Source organism: Pseudomonas flavescens (genome assembly GCF_013408425.1).
Classification (GTDB): Bacteria; Pseudomonadota; Gammaproteobacteria; order Pseudomonadales; family Pseudomonadaceae; genus Aquipseudomonas; species Aquipseudomonas fulva_A.
The window spans coordinates 3,470,595-3,491,275 of sequence record NZ_JACBYV010000001.1 but is presented as its reverse complement, the minus strand read 5'-3'; the positions used below and the strand labels follow the sequence as shown (position 1 = coordinate 3,491,275).

Genomic DNA, 20,681 nt, shown 5'->3' with positions numbered 1-20,681 from the left:
GTACAAGTTTCATTTCATCTTAAGCGCGATCTTGTACAAGTCAAATGCTGTGTACAGCCTCAACCCGATACAGGACCAACGGGCGGCGTTTCAACGCCAGCCCATCTTCCAGTTGTCGGCATCCTGAAGAACGCGCCAGTCGATGCGCTGGGCACGCTTGCTGAGCACGGCCTGCAGCTCGACTTCCAGCACCGTGCCTTCTTCGTCGCAGAACAGTTCGGTGACCAGAAAGTGCTTTTCGCGGTTCTGTGGCGTGGCTGCCGTCCACTTGGACAGCAGCAGCTTGCGCGGGGTGAGGCGATGCCTGGCGGTGTTCATTGATTGTGCGCGATCAGTTTGCGGGCCACTTCCTGGCCGCTGAGCCAGGCGCCTTCGACCCGGCCGGACAGGCACCAGTCGCCGCAGGCGTAGAGGCCCAGATCGGCATCGGCCAGGGCACCCAGTTGATGGGCCGCCGCCGGCCGGGCGTACAGCCAGCGATGGGCCAGGCTGAACACCGGGGCCGGTACGGCGCAGCCGATCATTTCCGCGAAGGCGCCATGCAGGCGCTCGATCACCTGCTCCTTGGACAGATCCAGATGTTGGCGGCTCCAACTGCTGCTGGCGTGCAGCACCCAGGTGTCCAGGGTGGTATCGCGGCCCGGTTTGCTGCGATTGCGTGCCGTCCAGTCGAGTACCTCATCCTGCACGAAGCAGCCTTCCAGAGGCGTCTTCAGCGGTTCTTCGAAGGCCAGCGCCACCGCCCAGGTCGGCTCCATGCTGACTCCCGCCACCGTTCCGGCGAGCTTGGGTGCGGCTGCCAACAGGGCACTGGCCTGGGGCGCCGGGGTGGCGATGACGACGTGGCTGAACGGCCCGTGGCTTTCGCCATCCGCATCGAGCAGATGCCAATGTTGTTCGCCGCGAAACACCTCGGTGATGCGGCAGGAGAACTTCACCGGCAGGGCGCCGAGCATGGCGCGGGTGATGGCGCTCATGCGCGGTTTGCCGACCCAGCGTATCTGCTCGTCTGCCGACGGGCTGAGCGAACCGTTGGCGTACTGGTAGAGGCTGGGAGTCCATTCCTCGACCCAGCCGCGGGCCTGCCACTGCTGAACGGCAGCGGCGAAGCGACGGTCTCGGGCGGTGAAGTACTGAGCGCCCAGGTCCAGGGCGCCAGCGTCGCTGCGCTTGCTGGCCATGCGGCCGCCGCTGCCGCGACTCTTGTCGAACAATTGCACCGGGTATCCGGCGGCATGCAGGGCCTCTGCCGCGGACAGGCCGGCGATGCCAGTACCTATGATGGCGATGGGGGCTGTGCTGGTCATGTCTACCTCACGTGCTGTCGGGCTGTCGCAACTGCATGTCGACAGGCCGCTGGGCCCCAAGGCTACGCCTTGGACATGGCTCATACAATGTACAATTGATGTATAAGCTTATGTCCGGTCGGCCAGTATCCGCAGCCAGGGCATCTATTCTTCAGAATAGGCGCGGGCGGCAATAGTTTCCCCGTTTCTGTCGACGGTCTGTTCCGAGGTGCGATTCGCCCTCTGTCAGCAGCGTCGAATTCCGGAGCACAAACAGTGAGGAATCTGCCATGCATATCCTGATCACCGGCGGTACTGGTCTGATCGGCCGCGCGCTTTGTCACCAGTGGATCGAACAGGGGCATCGACTGACCGTGTGGAGTCGTCGCCCGGAGCAGGTGGCCATGCTCTGCGGTACTCGCGTACGGGGTGTCGGACGGCTCGAGGATATTGGCGACGAGCCACTGGATGCCGTGGTCAATCTGGCTGGCGCGCCGATCGCCGACCGCCCGTGGAGCAAGGCACGCAAGCAACTGCTGTGGGAAAGCCGCATTCAACTGACCGAGCGCCTGCTGGCCTGGCTGCAGAGCCGTGAGCAGAAACCGGCCGTGCTGTTGTCCGGCTCGGCTGTTGGCTGGTATGGCGACAGTGGCGAGCACATCGTCGACGAGCAGTCGCCGTCGGGCGCCGATTTCGCCGCGCAGCTGTGCGTGGCCTGGGAAGACACCGCGCAGCAGGCCGAGGCCATGGGCATTCGCGTGATCCTGCTGCGCACCGGCCTGGTGCTGGCGAAGCAGGGTGGCATTCTCAAGCGCATGGTCACGCCATTTCGCTTCGGGCTGGGCGGCCGTATCGGCGGTGGCCGCCAATGGATGCCGTGGATTCATATCGCCGACCAAATCGCCCTGATTGATTTTCTCTTGCAGCAGGAGCAGGCGCGCGGTCCCTATAATGCCTGCTCGCCGCACCCGGTACGCAACGGCGAATTCGCCAGCGAGCTCGGCCATGCCGTGCACCGGCACGCCATCGTGCCGCTACCGGCCTTTGCGCTGCGCGCCGGCCTGGGTGAGATGTCGCTGCTTCTGCTGGGTGGCCAGCACGCCCTGCCGGTCAGGGCGCAGGAGGCCGGCTTCGAATTTCGTTTCACTCATCTGGACGTGGCTCTGGTGGATTTGCTGAGCCTTCATTAACAGGATGACATTGCATGACCGATCACGCCTTACTACTGGTCAACCTCGGCTCACCGGCCTCAACCGACGTCGCGGATGTCAGGAGTTATCTCAACCAGTTCCTGATGGACCCTTATGTGGTCGATCTGCCGTGGCCGCTGCGGCGGTTGCTGGTGTCGCTGATTCTGATCCGCCGCCCGGCGCAGTCGGCCCATGCCTACGCATCGATCTGGTGGCCGGATGGTTCGCCGCTGATCGTGCTCAGCAAGCGTCTGCAGGAGGCGATGAAAAGCCAGTGGACCCATGGGCCGGTCGAGCTGGCCATGCGCTATGGCGAGCCCTCGCTGGAAACCGTGCTGACCCGCCTTGCCAGCCAGGGCATCGAGCAGGTCACCCTGGCGCCGCTGTATCCGCAGTTCGCCGACAGCACCACCACGACCGTGATCGAAGAGGCCAAGCGCGTGGTGCGCGAGCGTAAGTTGCCGATCCGTTTCGCCATCCTGCAGCCATTCTTCGACGATCCCGACTACCTCGACGCCCTGGCCGAGAGTGCCCGGCCTTATCTGCAGAAGGATTTCGATCACCTGCTGTTGAGCTTCCACGGCTTGCCGGAACGTCACATCCGCAAGCTGGTGAAGCACATCGACCCGAAGCACGACCTGCGTCGGCCTGACAGCGTGGGGGTCAGCGACGAGGTGCTGGCGCGCTGTTACCGCAGCCAGTGCCAGCGCACCGCCGAGGCGTTCGCTGCGCGCATGGGGTTACGGCCCGAGCAGTGGTCGGTGTCGTTCCAGTCGCGGCTCGGCAAGGACAAGTGGATCGAGCCCTACACCGAAGCGCGCCTCGACGAGCTGGCCGCTCAAGGCGTCAAGAAGCTGCTGGTGATGTGCCCGGCCTTCGTTGCCGACTGCATCGAGACCCTGGAGGAGATTGGTGATCGCGGCCGCGAGCAGTTCGTGGAAGCGGGGGGCGAGAGCCTGGAGCTGGTGCCTTGCCTGAACGACCACCCGGACTGGGCGGCGGCACTCAAGCGGCTTTGCGAGCGAGCCCCGCAAAGCATGGTGTAAGGCCACGCGCCCGGCTGCTGGAGCCGGGCGCGATGGTGCTCAGCGCTTAGATATCTGGCGCGTCGTCCGCGCTCTTCTTCTTCCAGCCATCGTTGCCCGGCAGGATCAGATTCAGGGCGATGGCGACGATGGCGCACAGGGCGATGCCCTTCAGGCCGAAGTCGTCCGGGCCGTCACCGGTGCCGATCAGCACGCCACCGATACCGAACACCAGAGTCACCGAGACGATCACCAGGTTGCGCGCCTCGCTGAGGTCGACGCTATGGCGGATCAGGGTGTTCATGCCTACCGCGGCGATGGAGCCGAACAGCAGGCAGAGGATGCCGCCCATCACCGGTACCGGAATGCTCTGCAGGATGGCGCCGAACTTGCCGATGAAGGCCAGGGTGATGGCGAAGATCGCCGCCCAGGTCATGATCTTCGGGTTGTAGGCCTTGGTCAGCATCACCGCGCCGGTGACTTCCGCGTAGGTGGTATTGGGCGGGCCGCCGAACAGACCGGCTGCCGACGTGGCCAGGCCGTCACCGAACAGAGTGCGGTGCAGGCCCGGCTTCTTCAGGTAGTTCTTGCCGGTGACGCTGCCCACCGCGATCACGCCGCCGATGTGCTCGATGGCCGGAGCCAGGGCCACCGGTACGATGAACAGAATCGCCTGCCAGTTGAAGGCCGGTGCGGTGAAGGCCGGCACCGCCAGCCAGGGCGCGTCGGCAACATGGCTGAGGTCGAGGGCGCCGAAGTAGATCGACAGGGCGAAGCCCACCAGAATGCCGGAGATGATCGGCACCAGACGGAAGATGCCGCGCCCGAAGACGGCGACGATCAGGGTGGTCAGCAGGGTCGGCATGGAAATCCACATCGCCGTGCTGTAGGGCAGCAGTACGCTGCCGTCACCGGCTTTGCCCATCGCCATGTTGGCGGCGATCGGTGCCATGGCCAGGCCGATGGAAATGATCACCGGGCCGATCACCACCGGTGGCAGCAGGCGGTCGATGAAACCGGTGCCCTTGATCTTCACGGCCAGGCCGAGAAAGGTGTAGACGAAGCCGGCCGCGACCACGCCGCCCATGGTTTCCGCCAGGCCGAACTGGCCCTTGGCGAGAATGATCGGGGTGATGAACGCAAAGCTCGACGCCAGGAACACCGGTACCTGACGGCCCGTGACGATCTGGAACAGCAGGGTGCCCAGGCCCGCGGTGAACAGTGCCACGTTGGGATCGAGGCCGGTGATCAGCGGCATCAGCACCAGGGCGCCGAAAGCCACGAAGAGCATCTGCGCACCGGACAGCACCTGACGCCACAACGGATCGTTGAATTCGTCGCGCATCGATCAGGCGTCCTTCTGCTTGGTGCCGAAGATCTTGTCGCCGGCATCACCCAGCCCGGGGATGATGTAGCCATGTTCGTTGAGACGCTGGTCGATGGAGGCGGTGTAGATCTTCACGTCCGGGTGGGCTTCGTTGACCGCCTTGATGCCCTCGGGCGCAGCGACCAGCACCATGGCGCGGATTTCCTTGCAGCCGGCCTTCTTCAGCAGGTCGATGGTGGCGACCATCGAGGCGCCGGTGGCCAGCATCGGATCGATGATCATCGCCAGACGCTCGTTGATTTCCGGTACCAGCTTCTCCAGGTAGGTGTGCGCCTGCAGGGTTTCCTCGTTGCGCGCCACGCCGACGGCGCTGACCTTGGCACCCGGAATCAGGCTGAGCACGCCGTCGAGCATGCCGATACCGGCACGCAGGATCGGCACCACGGTGATCTTCTTGCCGGAGATCTTCTCGACCTGCACGGGGCCTGCCCAGCCCGCGATCTCGTAGTTTTCCAGCGGCAGATCCTTGGTCGCCTCGTAAGTGAGCAGGGCACCCACTTCCTGGGCCAGTTCGCGGAAATTCTTGGTACTGATATCCGCGCGGCGCATGAGGCCGATCTTGTGGCGAATCAGCGGATGGCGGATCTCGAGGACTGGCATTGCGGGGTCTCCGGCAAAAATGGGCAAAAAACACGCTAGATTAAAGCATTGCACTGCGCTGTGGGCGCTGCGGATGTGGAACTTTTTACAATCGGCGAACAAGGGCCCTGCCACTGGTCGAGCGTATCCGTGGATGCTTGCGCCTCACCCGGCGGATGGGTAACGTTGCCGCCTTTTTTCTGACCCGGTGATCAGCTCTTGCGCCGGAGCCATCCATAACCGTGCGGATCGATGCCCGCAGAGCCAGGGTTCTGCCCACCATCGCCGCCAACGAGGACATGACATGCCCGCCGATCTCGCTCACATCCGCCAGGTAATGGCCGAAGCCGACTGCCTGTACAGCGAAGCCGAGGTGGAAGCCGCCATCGCCCGTGTCGCCGTGGCCATCAACGCCGAGCTGGCCGACCGCAACCCGGTGGTGTTCTGCGTGATGAATGGCGGGCTGATCTTCTCCGGCAAGCTGCTGACCAAGCTCGACTTCCCTCTGGAGGCGTCCTACCTGCACGCCAGCCGCTACCGCAACCAGACCAGTGGCGGCGAGCTGTTCTGGAAGGCCAAGCCGGAAGTCTCGTTCATCGACCGCGATGTGCTGATCATCGACGACATCCTCGACGAAGGGCACACCCTGGGCGCGATCATCGACTTCTGCCATCACGCGGGCGCTGCCAACGTGCACACCGCCGTGTTGATCGACAAGGATCACGACCGCAAGGCGCGCCCCGATCTCAAAGCAGACTACGTGGGCCTGCCGTGCGTCGACCGCTATATCTTCGGTTACGGCATGGACTACAAGGGCTATTGGCGCAATGCGCCGGGGATCTATGCGGTGAAGGGTCTCTAAACAGGCTGTGTGAAAACTACTGCGCTCGGTCACACGGCCTGTAAGCCCCCGCTTATTCGCTGGCGCCTGATCGCCAGCTCTCGCAGATCGCCCGGGCGCGAGGCAGATCCCGGGCATAGCTCAGGCGGCCGTGGGCATTCTGCAGGCCGGCACGGCGCAGCTTCAGGCGCAGCGACGGCGAGGCACCGCTGACGATCAGGGAGATGCCGTGCTTGCGGTACTCCAGCACGATGCTGTGCAGTGCCGCGAGGGCGGTCATGTCGAGCATCGGCACGCCGCTGACGTCGAGAATCACCACCCGGATATGCGCATCGAGGCGGCGCAGGGCGCCCAGCGTGCGCTCCGCTGCGCCGAAGAACAGCGGGCCGCGAATGGCCAGGGCCTGTACATGCTCCGGCAGGTCACTCAGGGCCTGATGGCTGTGCCGTGGCAGGCTGCGCGTGTCGGTCAGTTCGCTCATGCGCTTGATGAACAGCCCGGCGGCCAGCAACAGGCCGACGCCGACCGCCAGCACCATGTCGAACAGCACCGTGAGCAGCAGGCAGGTCAGCAGCACCAGCACGTCGCTGCGTGGCGCGATGCGCAGGGTATGAGCCACATGATGGGCCTCGCTCATGTTCCAGGCCACCATCAGCAGCAGGGCGGCCAGCGCGGCCATCGGCAGGTAGCTGAACAGGGGAGCGAGAAACAGGATCGCCGCCAATACCACGGCCGCGTGAATGATGGCTGCCAGGGGCGAGCGGGCACCGGCTCTCACGTTGGCGGCGCTGCGGGCGATGGCCGCGGTTGCGGTGATACCGCCGAACAGTGGCGCGACCAGGTTGCCGATGCCCTGGCCGAGCAATTCGGCATTGGGGTCGTGCTTGCTGCCGGTCATGCCATCGGCGACCACGGCGCAGAGCAGCGATTCGATGGCTCCGAGCATGGCGATGGCGAACGCAGGGGCCAGCAACTGGCGGATCAGCTCGAAGGACAGAACCAGAGGCTGACCATCGGCGCCAGGCAGATGCCAGGGCCAGGCGAAGGTTGGCAGAAAGGGTGGAATGCCGGGGTAGCTGACGCCGTCGACGACGTAGCTGAAGCGTTCGCCCAGAGTCGCCACCGGCAGACTGCCTCGCTCCAGCAGCATGCCCAGCAGCGCACCGACCGTCAGTGCCACCAGATGCCCGGGGATGCGCGGCACCAGCCGTGGCCACAACAGCAACACGCCCAGGCAGGCCAACGCCACCAGACTGTCGCCCAGGTGGATGCCGGGCAGGGCCTGGAACAGCAGCTGCAATTGCTCCACGTAGTGGCTCGGCTGTCTGCTCAGTTGCAGGCCGAGCAAGTCCTTGATCTGCAGCGTGGCGATGACGATGCCGATACCGGCGGTGAAGCCGAGGGTGACCGGATAGGGCACGAACTCGATCAGGCGGCCGGCCTTGAGCAAGCCCAGGGCGATCAGGATCAGCCCGGCCAGCATGGTGCACAGCAGCAGGCCGCCGATTCCGAACTGCCCGGTGATCGGCAGCAGAATCACCACGAAGGCTGCGGTGGGGCCGGAAATGTTGAAACGCGAACCACCACAAAGGGCGATCAGCGGCGCTGCCACCAGCACGGTGTAGAGGCCATGTTGCGGTGCCACGCCGACGGCGATCGCCAGGGCCATGGCCAGCGGGATGGCGATGATGCCCACCGTGAGGCCGGCGCTCAGATCGCCACGCAGGCTGGCCCAAGAGTAACCGCGCAGGCTCTGGCGACAAGCGGCGAACAGGGTGGGCATCGTGGCACTTCCTGGCAACGGGTGATGGTTCAGCGCAAGCCGCCGGGCCTTGGCGCGGTCGTGCTGATCGGTCAGTGGAACCTGATCATGCGCCAGTATAGGAGCGGGCGGGAGGAGTGGTTGTTGACTTAGGTCGCGTACCGCTCGCGTCAGGCGGGTGCTAGGGGCTGTGACCGATCCGCACGACCGCCCTACGGGATGGACCGCCTGCGTTGAGCGTGTGCGGCGCCGGGGTTACACTGCCCGCCCCGTGTGGTCTGGTTTGCTGGAGTGAGCGATGCGTAAAGACAAGAAGCAGGTGATTGGCGACGAAGTGAGCGACGAGCAGATCAAGCTGTTTCTCGCCGTGGAACCGGCTGATGCCACGCCGCCCTCGCTGCACAAGCTGGTCAAGGCCTACCGTGGCCTGCGTGACCACGATTTCGAGCGTTTCGTGGGGTTCTTCGTCGAAGCCGGCTACGACCTTGATGCCAAGGATGCCGACGGTAACGACTTCGTCGCCCTGATCAGGGATCAGCGTCAGTCCGAACCTTACATCCAGGCGATCGAAGCCGCGCGCGGCTGATCGCTGGCGGGTGACGGTGTCCTGCCGCCACCCGTTCCGATCGACTGGCGGCTAATCGCCGCGTTTGCTGTCGATCCTGTTCAGACGGTTGCCCTCGAAACGCAGAAAGTAGTTCATGCCGTTGCGCGGGCCGTAATTCCATTCCTCTATCTGCACTTCATGGGTGAAGCCGTAGCTGTCGGTCTGGTCCTTGTAGCCGATGAACGCGCGGTTGTTCGGTTCGCCGCATTTGGACTGGACTTCGGCGGTACTGTCGCCGGTGCTCGCCAGCGCGTTACCGCAGCGCCAGGTCGCCGCGTTGGCGGTGCCGGCCAGAAGCATCAGCAGGGTGCAGGAGATCAGTGTCTTCATAGTCGTCATTGCTGGCGTTTGCGCTCGATGCGCGTCAGCCGGTTGCCCTCGAAAGTCAGGATGGTGAACATGCCGTTGCTGGGCTCGTAGGCCCATTCCTCGATATTCGTTTCGCGCCTGTCGTAGCCGCCCAGGGTGTAGCCGACAGGGTCGCGGAACGCCGGCTCGCCGCATTTCTGCATCACCTCGAAGGTGCGATCGCCGAGGTTCACCAGCTTGCTGCCGCAGCGCAGGGTGTCGGCCTGGCTCAGCAATGGGGCGGCGCAAAGCGCCAGCATCAGACCCAGTCGTTTCATGTCGTCACTCGCTGCCCAGGTGTAAGGGGGTGGCCACACGGCCGTCGTTCGCAGCCTCGCCGAAGCTGACGTCGAGCAGGTAGACGCGCTCGGCCGCCAGCTTGCCGCTATCGACCAGATAGGCCTTGATCGCCGCAGCGCGATCTTGAGCCAACTGGCGCAGCAGGCCACGGCTGTCGCTCCAGGATTCGAGCACGGCATCACGCAGGCGCACCGTGCGCTCGTCACTGTCGAGCTCGGCCCACTCGGCAGGCGGCTGCTGTTTCAGGCGTGCGCGGTAGATGCCTTCCAGCAGCGGAGCCTTCTCGTCCTCGGGCACGACCAGCAGGTCGGCGCTGGCCGGCACCTGATCGCCACGGCGCTGCATGATGCGATACAGATAGTCCTGATATTCGCGCTCCAGGCGTTGGGCGGCCATCAGCGGGCCGTCGCTGCTCTGTGCGCTGGCGCCTTCGATCTCCAGGCGCAGGGTCGGGCGTTCCTGCAGGGCGGTGGCGAGCACGTCGAGAGACGTCTTCGCCTGGCCGTCCAGCTCGTCGCTGCCGGCAGCGAAGACCACCGTGCTCAGGTCCATCTCGGCGCCACCGCTGACCAGCCCGCCGATGAACTTGAAGGGCGCCTGGGCGGTACGCAGCACCAGATTGCGCAGGGTCTGCCAGACGATCGGCATGACGCTGAACTGCGGGTTGTTGAGATCACCCTGCAGTGGCAATTCGATGGAAATCCGCCCCTGGGTGTCCTTGAGCAGGGCCACCGCCAGGCGGATCGGCAGGTCCACGGCGTCCGGGCTGTCGACCTTTTCGCCCAGCTGCAATTGTTCGACCAGCACCTTGTTCTCGGCATTCAGCTTGCCGTCATTGATGCGGTAGTGCAGGTCCAGATTCAGGCGGCCCTTGCGGATGCGGTAGCCCGCGAACTTGCCGGAGTAGGGCGTCAGGGTGGTCAGTTCGACCTGCTTGAACTGGGTGGCGATATCCAGGCTCTGCATCGGGTCGAAAGGCGTCAGGCTGCCTTTGATGCTGACGGGGGCGTAGCGGTCGACCTTGCCGCTGATATCCACGGGCGCCGGTTTGCTGCTGGTGCTGTCGAGGGTGCCGATGCGGCCATTGAGCTGCTGCACGGCGGTGGCGAAATTGGGCCTGAGGCTGAAGTCGGCGAAGTTGGCCGAGCCGTCCTTCAGGCTGACCTCGCCGATACGGATCGCCATCGGCTTCTCGGCGGCGGCCGAGGACTGCGCCTGGGCGGCATTGCCGGCAGGTTGCTTGATGATCAGGTCATTGACGTTGGTGGTCAGGTCTTCGTTGATGATGAAGCGTGCATAGGGCTGCTCCAGATCGACCCGTGCGATGTCCAGGCGCTCGCCATGGCGATAGTCGACGCCGCCCAGGTCCAGTTGCTTCCAGCGCAGCAGGTCGCGGCCCTTGAGGGTGTCGAGGGTGTGCAACTGGGTGATCTGGGCGGTGCCCTGAACACGCAGAGCCAGAGGTTCGGTTGCCGTGAGCTCGACGCCAAGATCGCTGCTCAGCAGGCCGCTGCGCAGTTCCAGGTGCACGAAGGGGCTGATGTAGGCCTGTGCCACACGCAGGTCGATATTGCGGGTGGCGACCTTCAGATTGGCGGTGGTCGGGCTCAGTTGCACCTGGCCCTCGGCCTGCAGCTTGCCCTGTTTGCCGACCCCGGTATCGAGCTTGAGCGCGAAGGGCGAGGTGCCGAGGCTGTCGAAGTTCTGCATGTCCAGATCGAGCGGGCCCAGCTCCACGGCGACTGCTTCGTTCGGCACGCGGTCGACGAGGTGGGCGTGGTAGTCGCGCAGTTGCACGTCCTTGACCTGCACCTGCCAGGGTTTGGCGGGCTGCTTGGCGGCTGGCTGTGCCTCGTCACCAGCAGTGGCAGTGGCTTCTGGCTTCGGTGCATCTGCCACAGGCGCCGGCGTGGCGGCTTGCTGCGGTTTGCCGGCCAGGAGTTTCTGCCAGTCGAGTTCGCCATCGGCCTCGCGGGCCGCCCAGGCTTCCAGTTTCTGCCCGCGTACCTTGCCGATCACCACCTGCTGCTTGGCCAGGTCCAGAGAGGTTTCGCTGACTTCGAGGGAGTCCAGTTTCACCAGCGGCTTGCCGTCCGGCGCCTGCATGGCGAATGGCGCCACCTTGATGCGGGCGTCGCTGAGCAGCAGCTCGGTGCCGTCACGCAGGTTCAACCGGTAGTCGGTGGACAGGCTCACGACGCCTTTCTCCAGTACCAGCGGAACGGCGTCACGCACGTAGGGCCAGAACGCCTTCATCGGCTCGTCGGTGATCTTCAGGGTACCGCTGGAGCTGATCGGGCTCAGGCTCAGCTCGCCGCTCCAGTCGATACGGCCGCCAGCCGGGCCGGTGGCCACCAGGGTCATCTCGGCGTTGTCATCGGGCAGGGTGCTGAGGTTGCGCAGCTCGAGATTGAGGTCATCGTAATGGATGTCGATCGGCTCCTGCGGGCGCAGGTCCTGGAAGTGCAGATTGCCGCCCAGCAGTTCGATGCGGTCGATGCGCAGGGGAAACGGCTCGCTGGCTTCTTCCGGCTGTTTCTCGCTGGCCGGCAGTTTGAACAGTTGCGCCAGGTTGAGGGTGCCGTCCTTGTCGAAACGCACTTCGGTGTGAGGCTTGACCAGCTTGACGTCGGCCAGGTGCAGGGCGCCGCTCCACAGACTGTCCAGCTGCAGGTTCACGGCCAGGTGCTCGAAAGCGACCTGTTCCTTGCCGGGCGCCCCCAGGTGCAGCCCCCAGAGGTCCAGCTCAAGGGTAAAGGGATTGAGCTGTAGCCGATCGAGCCGTGCGGGCTCGGTCGCATACTGTTCCAGCTGCTGATTGGCGATGCGCAGGGCAATGCCGGGCAGGATGAGGAAACCGATCAGGCTGTACAGGCCAATGGCAATCAGCAGAGCGGTGGCGGCGCGTCGCAATCCTTTGTGCATGGTCTTGCTTCATCTTCCTGGCGAGAGTGCCTTGGATTATGGCATGAGCCCTGGGTTCCGCGGCACGCCGCGCGGGCTCAAAAATGCAGGACGAGGGTTTTCAGCGGCGGGTTGCCATCGGTGGAGGGGAAGTCCGCGGCGGGTAGCAGTTGCTCATGCTCGCGCACCGGGCGCCCCAGTTTGCTGGCGCAGCGCAGCACCTGCTCGCGCCAATCGGCCATCGGCACTTTCGCCAGGTTGTTGCAGCACACCAGGCTGCCATGCTCGGCAGTGGCGAGAATCGCCGGTTTCAGCAGGCTCTGGTAATCGCGCAGCAGGTCGACCGTGCCGAAGGCGCTCTTGGCCCAGGCTGGCGGGTCGAGAAACACCAGATCGAACGGGCGCTGCTCGAGGCGTGGGTAGCTCGGCAGCTTCTGGCCGCGGCGCGCGGCGATGGGCAAGCCGGCCCACTGGCGGATCGCCGGGAAGTAGTCCGACTGGACGAACTGCATGGCCGGCAACTGCGGGTTGAGCGCGCCATTTTCGCGACCGACCGCGAGGTTGCCCTCGGCGAAGTCGAGATTGACCACTTCCCGTGCGCCGCCCGCCGCGGCATTGAGGCCGACACCGCAGGTGTAGGCGAACAGGTTGAGCACGCTTTTCCCGGCGCTGTGGCGCTGGATCCAGCCACGGGCATTGCGCAGGTCGAGGAACAGCAGCGGATCCTGGCCCGCATGGCGGCCTCGCACGCGGTAATCGAGGCCCCATTCCCGACCCACCTGATCGGCCAGGGCTTCGTCGCTGGCGCTGTAGACGGGGTCGCTGCGATCGACACGGGAGTTACCGCCGGAACGGTCGTTGTAGACCAGCAGCGTGTGCAGCCCGAGGGTTTCATTGACCTGTTCGTGCAGCGCCAGCAGGTCGTCGCGGGTCAGCGTCTGGTGAAAGCTCTGCACCATCAACTGCTGGCCATAACGGTCGACGGTCAGGCCGCCGGCGCCTTCCTGGCTGCCGTGGAACAGGCGATAGCAATCGGTCTGCTGTGCGTGCAGCTCGGCGATCAGGGCGTGGCGATTGGCAAGTGCGCTGCGCACTGCCTGGTCGAGAGACGGCATGTGCAGCGACTCGTGATAAGGGGCGCGCAGTCTACCACCCTCGCAATCAGTTCAACGCCTGCTGCGCATCGGTACTGCTGCGTCGAGCAGATGCTCAGTAGGGTGGCAGGCCCATGCGTATCCGTGACTTGTGCAGCGAACCACTGCGTACCGCCCAGCGGATGATCGGTGCGATGGCGTGCACGCCGCTGCGGGTCAGGCGGCTGCGCAACGGTGTCATGCGCTGGTCGAGCATGCTCTGCGCCCAGCCCGGTAACAGGTCGATACCGGCTTGCAGGAACAACTGGCCAACGGGGGCTGCCAGCCTGCTGGGCGCTGGTGCGGCCAGCAGGATGCGCAGGATTTCCCGGGAGCGCTCGTCGCACAGCAATTGCTCGCGCATGCGCTCGAGGTAGGCCGCTATCTGCGCCCGGTTGCGCGGTACCTCGGCGGCCCCCAGGCGCTCGGCGACCAGGGCGATTTCTGCGTAGTAGCGATCCTGATCGGCTTCGCTCATGCGTGGATTCAGGTAGCGCAGGTGCGCCTGCAGGAAGCTGTACACCTCGGCCACATGCACCCAGGTGAGCAGATGCGGGTCACTGGCGGCATAGGGGCGGCCGTACGGCGCGGTGCCAACCACGTGCAAATGAATGCGTTTGACCTTGTCGATCAGCCAGTCGGCGTCGTCGCGGCTGGCGAAGGTGGTGCCGGAAACGAACTGGCCGGTGCGGCGCAGGCGACCCAGCAGATCCTCGCGGAAATTGGAGTGGTCCCATACGCCGGCCAGGGCCAGTGGATGCAAGGCCTGCAGCAGCAGGGCGCTGACCCCGCCAATGAGCATGCTGGTGAAGTCACCGTGGATGCGCCAACACACCGAATCCGGGCCGAACAGGCCGGGGTCGCCCTTGGGGTTCTCGAAATCGATCTGCCCCAGCGCGATGCCGCTGAGGCTGAGTACCTGGCTTTCTATACGACGGCGGATGACTTCCATGGCGCGAGCCTAAAGCGCCGGGCTGCGCGCCACAAGTCATGGTTCCGTTCGCGGTTGCCCCGGTTACCGCTACGCTGCAAGGCGATGGCCTTAGCCTGCGGTCGAGTGTGGCGATACCCGGGGAAATCGTCGTCAGGAATTGAGCCGCTCGGCGACCAGGCTGTCGACCACGGCCGGGTCGGCCAGGGTCGAGGTGTCGCCCAGGCTGTCCAGTTCGTTGCAGGCGATCTTGCGCAGGATGCGGCGCATGATCTTGCCTGAGCGGGTCTTCGGCAGGCCCGGTGCCCACTGGATCAGCTCCGGTTTGGCGAAACTGCCGATTTCCTTGCCGACCAGACTGAGCAGTTCCTTTTTCAGCTCGTCGCTTGGCTCGATGCCGTTCATGGTGGTGACGAAGGCATAGATGCCCTGGCCCTTGACGTCATGGGGGTAGCCGACCACAGCCGCTTCGGCCACGGCGTCGTGCAGCACCAGCGCGCTTTCCACCTCGGCGGTGCCGATACGGTGGCCGGAGACGTTGATCACGTCGTCGATACGCCCGGTGATCCACCAGTAACCGTCCTCGTCGCGGCGCGCACCGTCGCCACTGAAGTAGTAACCGGGGTAGGCGGTGAAGTAGGTCTCGAGCATGCGCTTGTGATCGCCGTAGACGCTGCGGATCTGGCTTGGCCAACTGGCCTTGATGGCCAGTACGCCCGCGCCGGGCCCCTCGATTTCCTTGCCTTGCTCGTCCAGCAGCACCGGTTGCACGCCGAAGAACGGACGGGTCGCCGAGCCGGGCTTGAGGTCGGTGGCGCCGGGCAGTGGGGTGATCATGATGGCGCCGGTCTCGGTCTGCCACCAGGTGTCGACGATGGGGCAGCGCTTTTCGCCGACCACGTTGAAGTACCACTCCCAGGCTTCCGGGTTGATCGGCTCGCCGACGCTGCCGAGCAGGCGCAGGCTGCTGCGTGAGGTCTTCTTCACCGGCGCTTCGCCTTCGCGCATCAGTGCGCGCAGTGCCGTCGGTGCGGTGTAGAAGATGTTCACCTTGTGCTTGTCGATCACCTGCCAGAAGCGCGAGGTATCGGGGTAGTTGGGCACGCCTTCGAAGATCAGGCTGGTGGCGCCGTTGGCCAGCGGGCCGTAGACGATGTAACTGTGCCCGGTGACCCAGCCGACATCCGCGGTGCACCAGTAGATATCGCCATCGTGATAGTCGAACACGTACTTGTGGGTCATCGCCGCCTGCAGCAGGTAGCCAGCGGTGCTGTGCAGCACGCCCTTGGGCTTGCCGGTGCTGCCGGAGGTGTAGAGGATGAACAGCGGGTCTTCGGCGTCCATGGGCTCGGCGGGGCAGTCGGCGGCCACCTGTCGTACGGCCTCGTGGTACCAGAGATCGCGGCTCTCGTCCCACTCGATCGTGTTGTGGGTGCGCTCGACCACCAGCACGGTGGAGACGTTGGGGCAGTTTTTCAGGGCCTTGTCGACATTGCCCTTGAGGGGGATGAACTTGCCACCGCGCACGGCCTCATCGGCGGTGATCACGGTGCGGCAGTCGGCATCGAGAATGCGGTCACGCAGGGCATCCGGCGAAAAGCCGCCGAACACCACCGAGTGCACGGCGCCGATGCGGGTGCAGGCGAGCATCGCGTAGGCCGCCTCCGGGATCATCGGCATGTAGATGCACACGCGGTCGCCCTTCTTCACGCCGCGTTGTTTGAGCACGTTGGCCAGCCGGCAGACCTGCTCATGTAACTGCCGATAGGTGATGCTGGCCGAATCCTTGGGGTCGTCGCCTTCCCAGATCAGCGCCACCTGATCGCCACGTTTGGCCAGATGACGGTCGATGCAGTTGTGGCTGATGTTCAGCTGGCCACCGGAAAACCAGCGAATGTCGCCCTTGCTCAGGCTGCCGCTGGAGACTTCATCCCAGGGTTTGAACCAGTCGAGAAAGGCCTTGGCCTGTTCGCCCCAGAACGTCTGCGGGTCGTCGACCGATTGGCGGTAGAGGCGCTGGTAGGCGGCGTCGTCGAGGTGAGCACGCTGGCGTGTTTCGTCGCTGACAGGGTGGCGGCTGATCGTGAACATGGCGGGGTACCCTTGTTGTTATATGTCCGCAATAGACACTAAGGGTAGCAGCCAAGTTTTACTGGTCGACCCCGACGAGGCCGAGAGTGACGCAAAGTGTTGCCGGCGCTCGCCGATGAGCGAGCGCCGGCAATCCATCAACCGCGATGGCGACCGCGGAAGTAGTTGATCAGCCCCTGGGTGGAGCCGTCCTCGGCGCTGCTTTGCTCGCTGCCGACCATGCGCGAATAGACGCCCTTGCCCAGCTCCTTGCCGAGTTCCACGCCCCACTGGTCGAAGGCGTTGATGCCCCAGATGGCGCTCTGGGCGAACACCTTGTGCTCGTACAGGGCCACCAGCGCGCCGAGGCGGCGGGGGCTGATGCGCTCGAGCACCAGGGTGTTGCTCGGCCGGTTGCCGGGGATCACCTTGTGCGGCGCCAGGCGCTGGATGTCGTCTTCGCCAAGGCCCTTGCCGCGCAGTTCCGCCTCGGCTTCCTCGCGGGACTTGCCGAGCATCAGGGCCTGGCTCTGCGACAGGCAGTTGGCGTAGAGCCACTGGTGGTGGTCGGCGACCGGGTTGTAGCTGACCACCGGAACGATGAAGTCCGCCGGAATCAGCTGGGTGCCCTGGTGCAGCAGTTGGTGATAGGCGTGCTGGCCATTACAGCCCACGCCGCCCCAGATCACCGGGCCGGTCGCGCCGCTGACCGGGCTACCGTCCTGGCGCACGCTCTTGCCGTTGGACTCCATGTCGAGTTGCTGCAGGTGCCGGGTGATGTTGCGCAGGTAATGGTCGTACGGCAGGATCGCCTGGCTCTGGGCGTCCCAGAAATTGCCGTACCAGATACCCAGCAAGGCCAGCAGGACCGGCATGTTCTGCTCGAATGGCGCGGTCTTGAAGTGCACATCCATGCTGTAGGCACCGGCCAGCAGTTCCTTGAAGTTGGACATGCCGATGGACAGGGCGATCGGCAGGCCAATGGCCGACCACAGCGAGTAACGCCCACCGACCCAGTCCCACATCGGGAAGATGTTCTCTTCGCGGATACCGAACGCCACCGCGGCTTCGCGGTTGCTCGACACGGCGATGAAATGACGATACAGCTCGGCCTCGGAGCCGCCCTGAGCCAGGTACCAGCCGCGTGCGGCCTGGGCGTTCTTGAGGGTTTCCAGAGTGCCGAAGGACTTCGATGAAACGATGAACAGGGTGGTTTCGGCCTGCAGCTTGGCCGACAGCTCGTGGAATTCGCTGCCGTCGATATTGGCCAGGTAGTGGCAGCGCACGCCGCGCTGGGCGAAGGGCAGCAGTGCCTCGGAAACCAGCTGCGGGCCGAGAAAGGAGCCGCCGATGCCGATGTTCACCACATCGGTGATGGGTTTTTCGGTGTAACCGCGCCACAGGCCGTTGTGGATGCGCCCGACCAGTTCGGTCATCTGCTGCAGTACCCGCTGCACCTGTGGCATCACGTCGATGCCGTCGACCAGCACCTTGTCGCCGAGCGGCCGACGCAGTGCGGTATGCAATGCCGGGCGACCTTCCGAGGCATTGAGCTTCTCGCCGTCGAACATGGCGCGGATCGATTGCTCCAGGCCGGCTTCGCGGGCCAGCGCCATCAACAGCGAGACGGTCTCGTCACTGGCCAGGTTCTTCGAATAGTCGAGAAACAGGCCACAACTGCTCAGGGAAAACTGCTCGAAACGCTGCGGGTTGCCAGCGAAGGCGTCGCGCATGCTGAAGTGCTGCATGGCCTGGCGATGCTGCTGCAACGCCTGCCAGGTAGGGAGGGCGAGAACATCGAGCGGCTGTTGGTAATACGCCATGGGGCTTCCTTGTTGGGGCATTGGGTTGGGCAGACTTCAGCGAGGGTGGTACATACCAAAAAGCCCGGATGATCGTCCGGGCTTTCGAGTGTATCCGGGTTTTCAGGCCCGGTGCAGGTGGCCGTCAGTAGCCTTGATCAAGGGTGAAGCTCAGGTTGTCGATCAGCCGGGTATTACCCAGGTAGGCGGCCACCAGCACGACCAGCTCGCGGTCGCCTGGGCCGAGCTGGCGCAGGCTCTGTGCTTCGCGCACTTCCAGATAGTCGGCACGCAGCCCTGCATCGGCATGCTGGCGCTGCGCCTGGGCGATCAGGGCCGGCAGGTCGCGCTCGCCAGCCTGGATGGCCTGGGCGATGTGCTGCAGCGAGCGGTACAGAACCGTGGCGGTTTCGCGCTGCTCATCGCTCAGATAACCGTTGCGCGATGACAGGGCCAGGCCGCTCTCGGCGCGCACGGTGGGTTCGCCGATGATCTGGATGGGCATGTTGAGGTCGCGCACCATGGTGCGGATCACCGCCAGTTGCTGGAAGTCCTTCTGGCCGAACACCGCCAGATCGGGCTGTACCATGTTGAACAGTTTGGTGACCACGGTGGCGACGCCCTCGAAGTGGCCAGGGCGGCTGGCACCGCAAAGGCCCTCGGACACGCCCGGCACGCTGATGCGGGTCTGCTCGCCCATGCCGCCGGGGTACATCTCTGCGACGTCCGGGTGGAACAGCAGATGGCAGCCAGCGTCGACCAGGCGCTGCTGGTCGGCCTGGAGCGTGCGCGGGTACTTGTCGAGGTCTTCGGAGGGGCCGAACTGCATCGGGTTGACGAAGATGCTGGCGACCACGAAGTCGCTGCGTTGCGCGGCCTTTTCCACCAGTGCGGCGTGGCCGGCGTGCAGGTTGCCCATGGTCGGCACCAGGCCGATCTGCTTGCCTTCGGCACGGGCCTGGGCAACGGCAGCGCGCAGCTCGCGCACGGTCTTCACGGTGTTCATGCGGAGAATCCGTGTTCGGCGGCCGGGAAGCTGACGTCCTTCACGGCTTTCACATAGGCCGCGATGGCGTCTTCGATACCGGCCTGGCCATCCATGAAGTTCTTCACGAACTTGGCCATGCGGCCAGTCAGGGACACCCCGAGCATGTCGTGCAGCACCAGTACCTGGCCGTCGGTCTGCGGGCCGGCACCAATGCCGATAACCGGTATCTTCACGGTGCGGCTGATCTCGCCCGCCAGGTCGACCGGTACGCATTCGAGCAACAGCATGGCCGCACCCGCCTGCTCCAGCGCGATGGCGTCGGCAACCATCTGCCGGGCCTGTGCCTCCTGACGGCCCTGCACCTTGTAGCCACCGAGAATATTCACGGTTTGCGGGGTCAGGCCCATATGTGCGCACACCGGCACACCACGTTCAGCCAGGCGCGCGATGGATTCGGCCAGCCAGGCGGTGCCTTCGATCTTGACCATGTGAGCACCCGCCTGCATCAAGGCGCCGGCATTTTGCAGGGCTTGATCCACGGTGGCGTATCCCATGAAGGGCAGGTCGGCGACGATCAGCGCACCGCGGTTGCCGCGTTTGACGCTGGCCGTGTGGTAGGCCATGTCGTTGACGCTGACCGGTAGCGTGCTGTCATGCCCCTGCAGCACCATCCCAAGGGAGTCCCCGATCAGCAGCACTTCTACGCCTGCCTGCGAGCTGACCTTGGCGAAGGTGGCGTCGTAGCAGGTCAGCATGGTGATCTTTTCGCCCTTCTGCTTGAGCGCTTGCAGGGTGGTCAGGGTTACATCAGGCATGAACGTATCCTCACTCGGAACCTGTGCGGGCCTGTTGAATGCAGGCTCTCGTGGAGCAGGTTCTTTCTGGCATCGAAGAGGCAGCTAGGCTGCTTCAATGTGGCCTGTTTGGCGGCCCTTTTTGCTCCGGCATGGGGCAATGGGTGGCTATAGTCCCGATGGCGGGGGGGCAAGTCAATCGAATGTGTTACCGCGCTGTTACGTCGTTACCGCCAGCGGCAGAACCACCTGCTTCAGGGCGTCAGGCGTTCCAGGCCCTCGAAGGGGCAGGCCGCCAGCAGTGCGCCGAGGGAGCGGCCATCGGGCAACTCCAGGCCGGCAGCGATTTCCGCGAGTGGGTAGAGCACGAAGGCCCGCGCGTGCATGTGGTAGTGCGGGACGCGCAGTCGTGGCTCGTCGATCAGCCGCTCGCCGAACAGCAGGATGTCCAGGTCGAGCGTACGTGGGCCCCAGCGTTCGTGGCGTTCGCGGCCCTGACCCCGTTCGATGGCCTGCAGCGCATCGAGCAGCTGCAGCGGCTGCAGATCGGTGTCCAGCGCCGCGACGGCATTGGTGTAGCGCGGCTGGCCGGGGAGCAGCGAATCGCTGACATAGAAGGAAGAAACCGCCGCGAGGCGGGTATCTGGCAGGTGCTCGAGTGCGGCAAGCGCCTGGCGCAACTGCTCGGCCGGTTCGGCGAGGTTGCTGCCCAGACCGATATGGACACGTTCCAT

The 20,681-nt window shown here is 64.7% G+C and carries 19 protein-coding genes; 4 read left to right on the top strand and 15 right to left on the bottom strand.

The features are described from left to right. Window positions 1-90 precede the first annotated feature (90 nt). Window positions 91-318, bottom strand: a complete 228-nt coding sequence (locus tag FHR27_RS15570; RefSeq protein ID WP_042556230.1) for a TIGR02450 family Trp-rich protein — start codon at window positions 316-318, stop codon at window positions 91-93. Next, window positions 315-1,307, bottom strand: a complete 993-nt coding sequence (locus FHR27_RS15565; protein WP_042556231.1) for an NAD(P)/FAD-dependent oxidoreductase — start codon at window positions 1,305-1,307, stop codon at window positions 315-317. The genes FHR27_RS15570 and FHR27_RS15565 overlap by 4 nt, the downstream gene beginning before the upstream one ends. Window positions 1,308-1,576: 269 nt before the next feature. Here FHR27_RS15565 and FHR27_RS15560 point away from each other — a divergent pair, with 269 nt between their 5' ends. Together FHR27_RS15560 and hemH are read left to right on the top strand one after the other, a co-directional pair. Continuing rightward, window positions 1,577-2,476 (top strand): TIGR01777 family oxidoreductase, encoded by a 900-nt coding sequence (locus FHR27_RS15560; RefSeq protein WP_179539004.1) that lies wholly within the window; start codon window positions 1,577-1,579, stop codon window positions 2,474-2,476. 14 nt (window positions 2,477-2,490) lie between these two features. Further along, on the top strand, window positions 2,491-3,522 hold the full coding sequence (gene hemH, locus FHR27_RS15555; protein WP_042556233.1) for a ferrochelatase: 1,032 nt from the start codon (window positions 2,491-2,493) through the stop codon (window positions 3,520-3,522). 46 nt (window positions 3,523-3,568) lie between these two features. Here hemH and FHR27_RS15550 read toward each other — a convergent pair whose 3' ends face one another. After that, window positions 3,569-4,846 carry a uracil-xanthine permease family protein gene (locus tag FHR27_RS15550; RefSeq protein WP_042556234.1) on the bottom strand — a complete coding sequence of 426 codons (1,278 nt, stop codon included), beginning with the start codon at window positions 4,844-4,846 and terminating at the stop codon, window positions 3,569-3,571. A 3-nt stretch (window positions 4,847-4,849) separates the two neighbouring features. After that, entirely contained in the window at window positions 4,850-5,488 is a 639-nt protein-coding gene (upp, locus tag FHR27_RS15545; protein ID WP_042556235.1) for a uracil phosphoribosyltransferase, read from the bottom strand. A gap of 283 nt (window positions 5,489-5,771) precedes the next feature. Here upp and FHR27_RS15540 point away from each other — a divergent pair, with 283 nt between their 5' ends. Then, window positions 5,772-6,329, top strand: coding sequence for a hypoxanthine-guanine phosphoribosyltransferase (locus FHR27_RS15540; protein ID WP_042556236.1), 558 nt, complete (start codon window positions 5,772-5,774; stop codon window positions 6,327-6,329). Window positions 6,330-6,381: 52 nt separating this feature from the next. Here the strand turns inward: FHR27_RS15540 and dauA are convergent, their stop codons facing one another. Beyond that, window positions 6,382-8,091 carry a C4-dicarboxylic acid transporter DauA gene (dauA, locus tag FHR27_RS15535; protein ID WP_179539003.1) on the bottom strand — a complete coding sequence of 570 codons (1,710 nt, stop codon included), beginning with the start codon at window positions 8,089-8,091 and terminating at the stop codon, window positions 6,382-6,384. 277 nt (window positions 8,092-8,368) lie between these two features. On the opposite strand from dauA, the gene FHR27_RS15530 reads away from it, so the two are divergent. Next, window positions 8,369-8,656: a PA4642 family protein gene (locus FHR27_RS15530; protein ID WP_042556238.1), complete on the top strand. Its 288-nt coding sequence runs from the start codon at window positions 8,369-8,371 to the stop codon at window positions 8,654-8,656. Window positions 8,657-8,707: 51 nt separating this feature from the next. On the opposite strand, the gene FHR27_RS15525 is transcribed toward FHR27_RS15530, so the two are convergent. The 10 genes from FHR27_RS15525 to folK all read right to left on the bottom strand — a co-directional run bounded on the left by FHR27_RS15525 (window position 8,708) and on the right by folK (window position 20,681). Continuing rightward, window positions 8,708-9,016, bottom strand: a complete 309-nt coding sequence (locus tag FHR27_RS15525) for a DUF2845 domain-containing protein (RefSeq protein WP_042556239.1) — start codon at window positions 9,014-9,016, stop codon at window positions 8,708-8,710. Then, the gene (locus tag FHR27_RS15520) at window positions 9,013-9,303 is read right to left on the bottom strand and encodes a DUF2845 domain-containing protein (RefSeq protein ID WP_042556240.1); all 291 of its coding nucleotides are present in this window, start codon (window positions 9,301-9,303) and stop codon (window positions 9,013-9,015) included. The genes FHR27_RS15525 and FHR27_RS15520 overlap by 4 nt, the downstream gene beginning before the upstream one ends. A gap of 4 nt (window positions 9,304-9,307) precedes the next feature. Continuing rightward, window positions 9,308-12,250, bottom strand: coding sequence for a DUF748 domain-containing protein (locus tag FHR27_RS15515; protein WP_179539002.1), 2,943 nt, complete (start codon window positions 12,248-12,250; stop codon window positions 9,308-9,310). Window positions 12,251-12,327: 77 nt separating this feature from the next. Beyond that, the gene (locus tag FHR27_RS15510) at window positions 12,328-13,344 is read right to left on the bottom strand and encodes a class I SAM-dependent rRNA methyltransferase (protein WP_042556242.1); all 1,017 of its coding nucleotides are present in this window, start codon (window positions 13,342-13,344) and stop codon (window positions 12,328-12,330) included. A 94-nt stretch (window positions 13,345-13,438) separates the two neighbouring features. Next, complete coding sequence (locus FHR27_RS15505; protein WP_179539001.1) at window positions 13,439-14,314, bottom strand: oxygenase MpaB family protein; 876 nt, start codon at window positions 14,312-14,314, stop codon at window positions 13,439-13,441. Window positions 14,315-14,446: 132 nt separating this feature from the next. Beyond that, window positions 14,447-16,384 (bottom strand): acetate--CoA ligase, encoded by a 1,938-nt coding sequence (acs, locus tag FHR27_RS15500; protein WP_042556244.1) that lies wholly within the window; start codon window positions 16,382-16,384, stop codon window positions 14,447-14,449. Window positions 16,385-16,521: 137 nt separating this feature from the next. Further along, window positions 16,522-18,186 carry a glucose-6-phosphate isomerase gene (gene pgi / locus FHR27_RS15495; RefSeq protein WP_042556245.1) on the bottom strand — a complete coding sequence of 555 codons (1,665 nt, stop codon included), beginning with the start codon at window positions 18,184-18,186 and terminating at the stop codon, window positions 16,522-16,524. 124 nt (window positions 18,187-18,310) lie between these two features. Beyond that, window positions 18,311-19,171, bottom strand: coding sequence for a pantoate--beta-alanine ligase (panC, locus tag FHR27_RS15490; RefSeq protein ID WP_042556246.1), 861 nt, complete (start codon window positions 19,169-19,171; stop codon window positions 18,311-18,313). Continuing rightward, window positions 19,168-19,968, bottom strand: coding sequence for a 3-methyl-2-oxobutanoate hydroxymethyltransferase (gene panB, locus FHR27_RS15485; RefSeq protein WP_179539000.1), 801 nt, complete (start codon window positions 19,966-19,968; stop codon window positions 19,168-19,170). Before panB ends, panC begins: the two co-directional genes overlap by 4 nt. A gap of 233 nt (window positions 19,969-20,201) precedes the next feature. Continuing rightward, on the bottom strand, window positions 20,202-20,681 hold the full coding sequence (gene folK / locus FHR27_RS15480; RefSeq protein WP_042556248.1) for a 2-amino-4-hydroxy-6-hydroxymethyldihydropteridine diphosphokinase: 480 nt from the start codon (window positions 20,679-20,681) through the stop codon (window positions 20,202-20,204).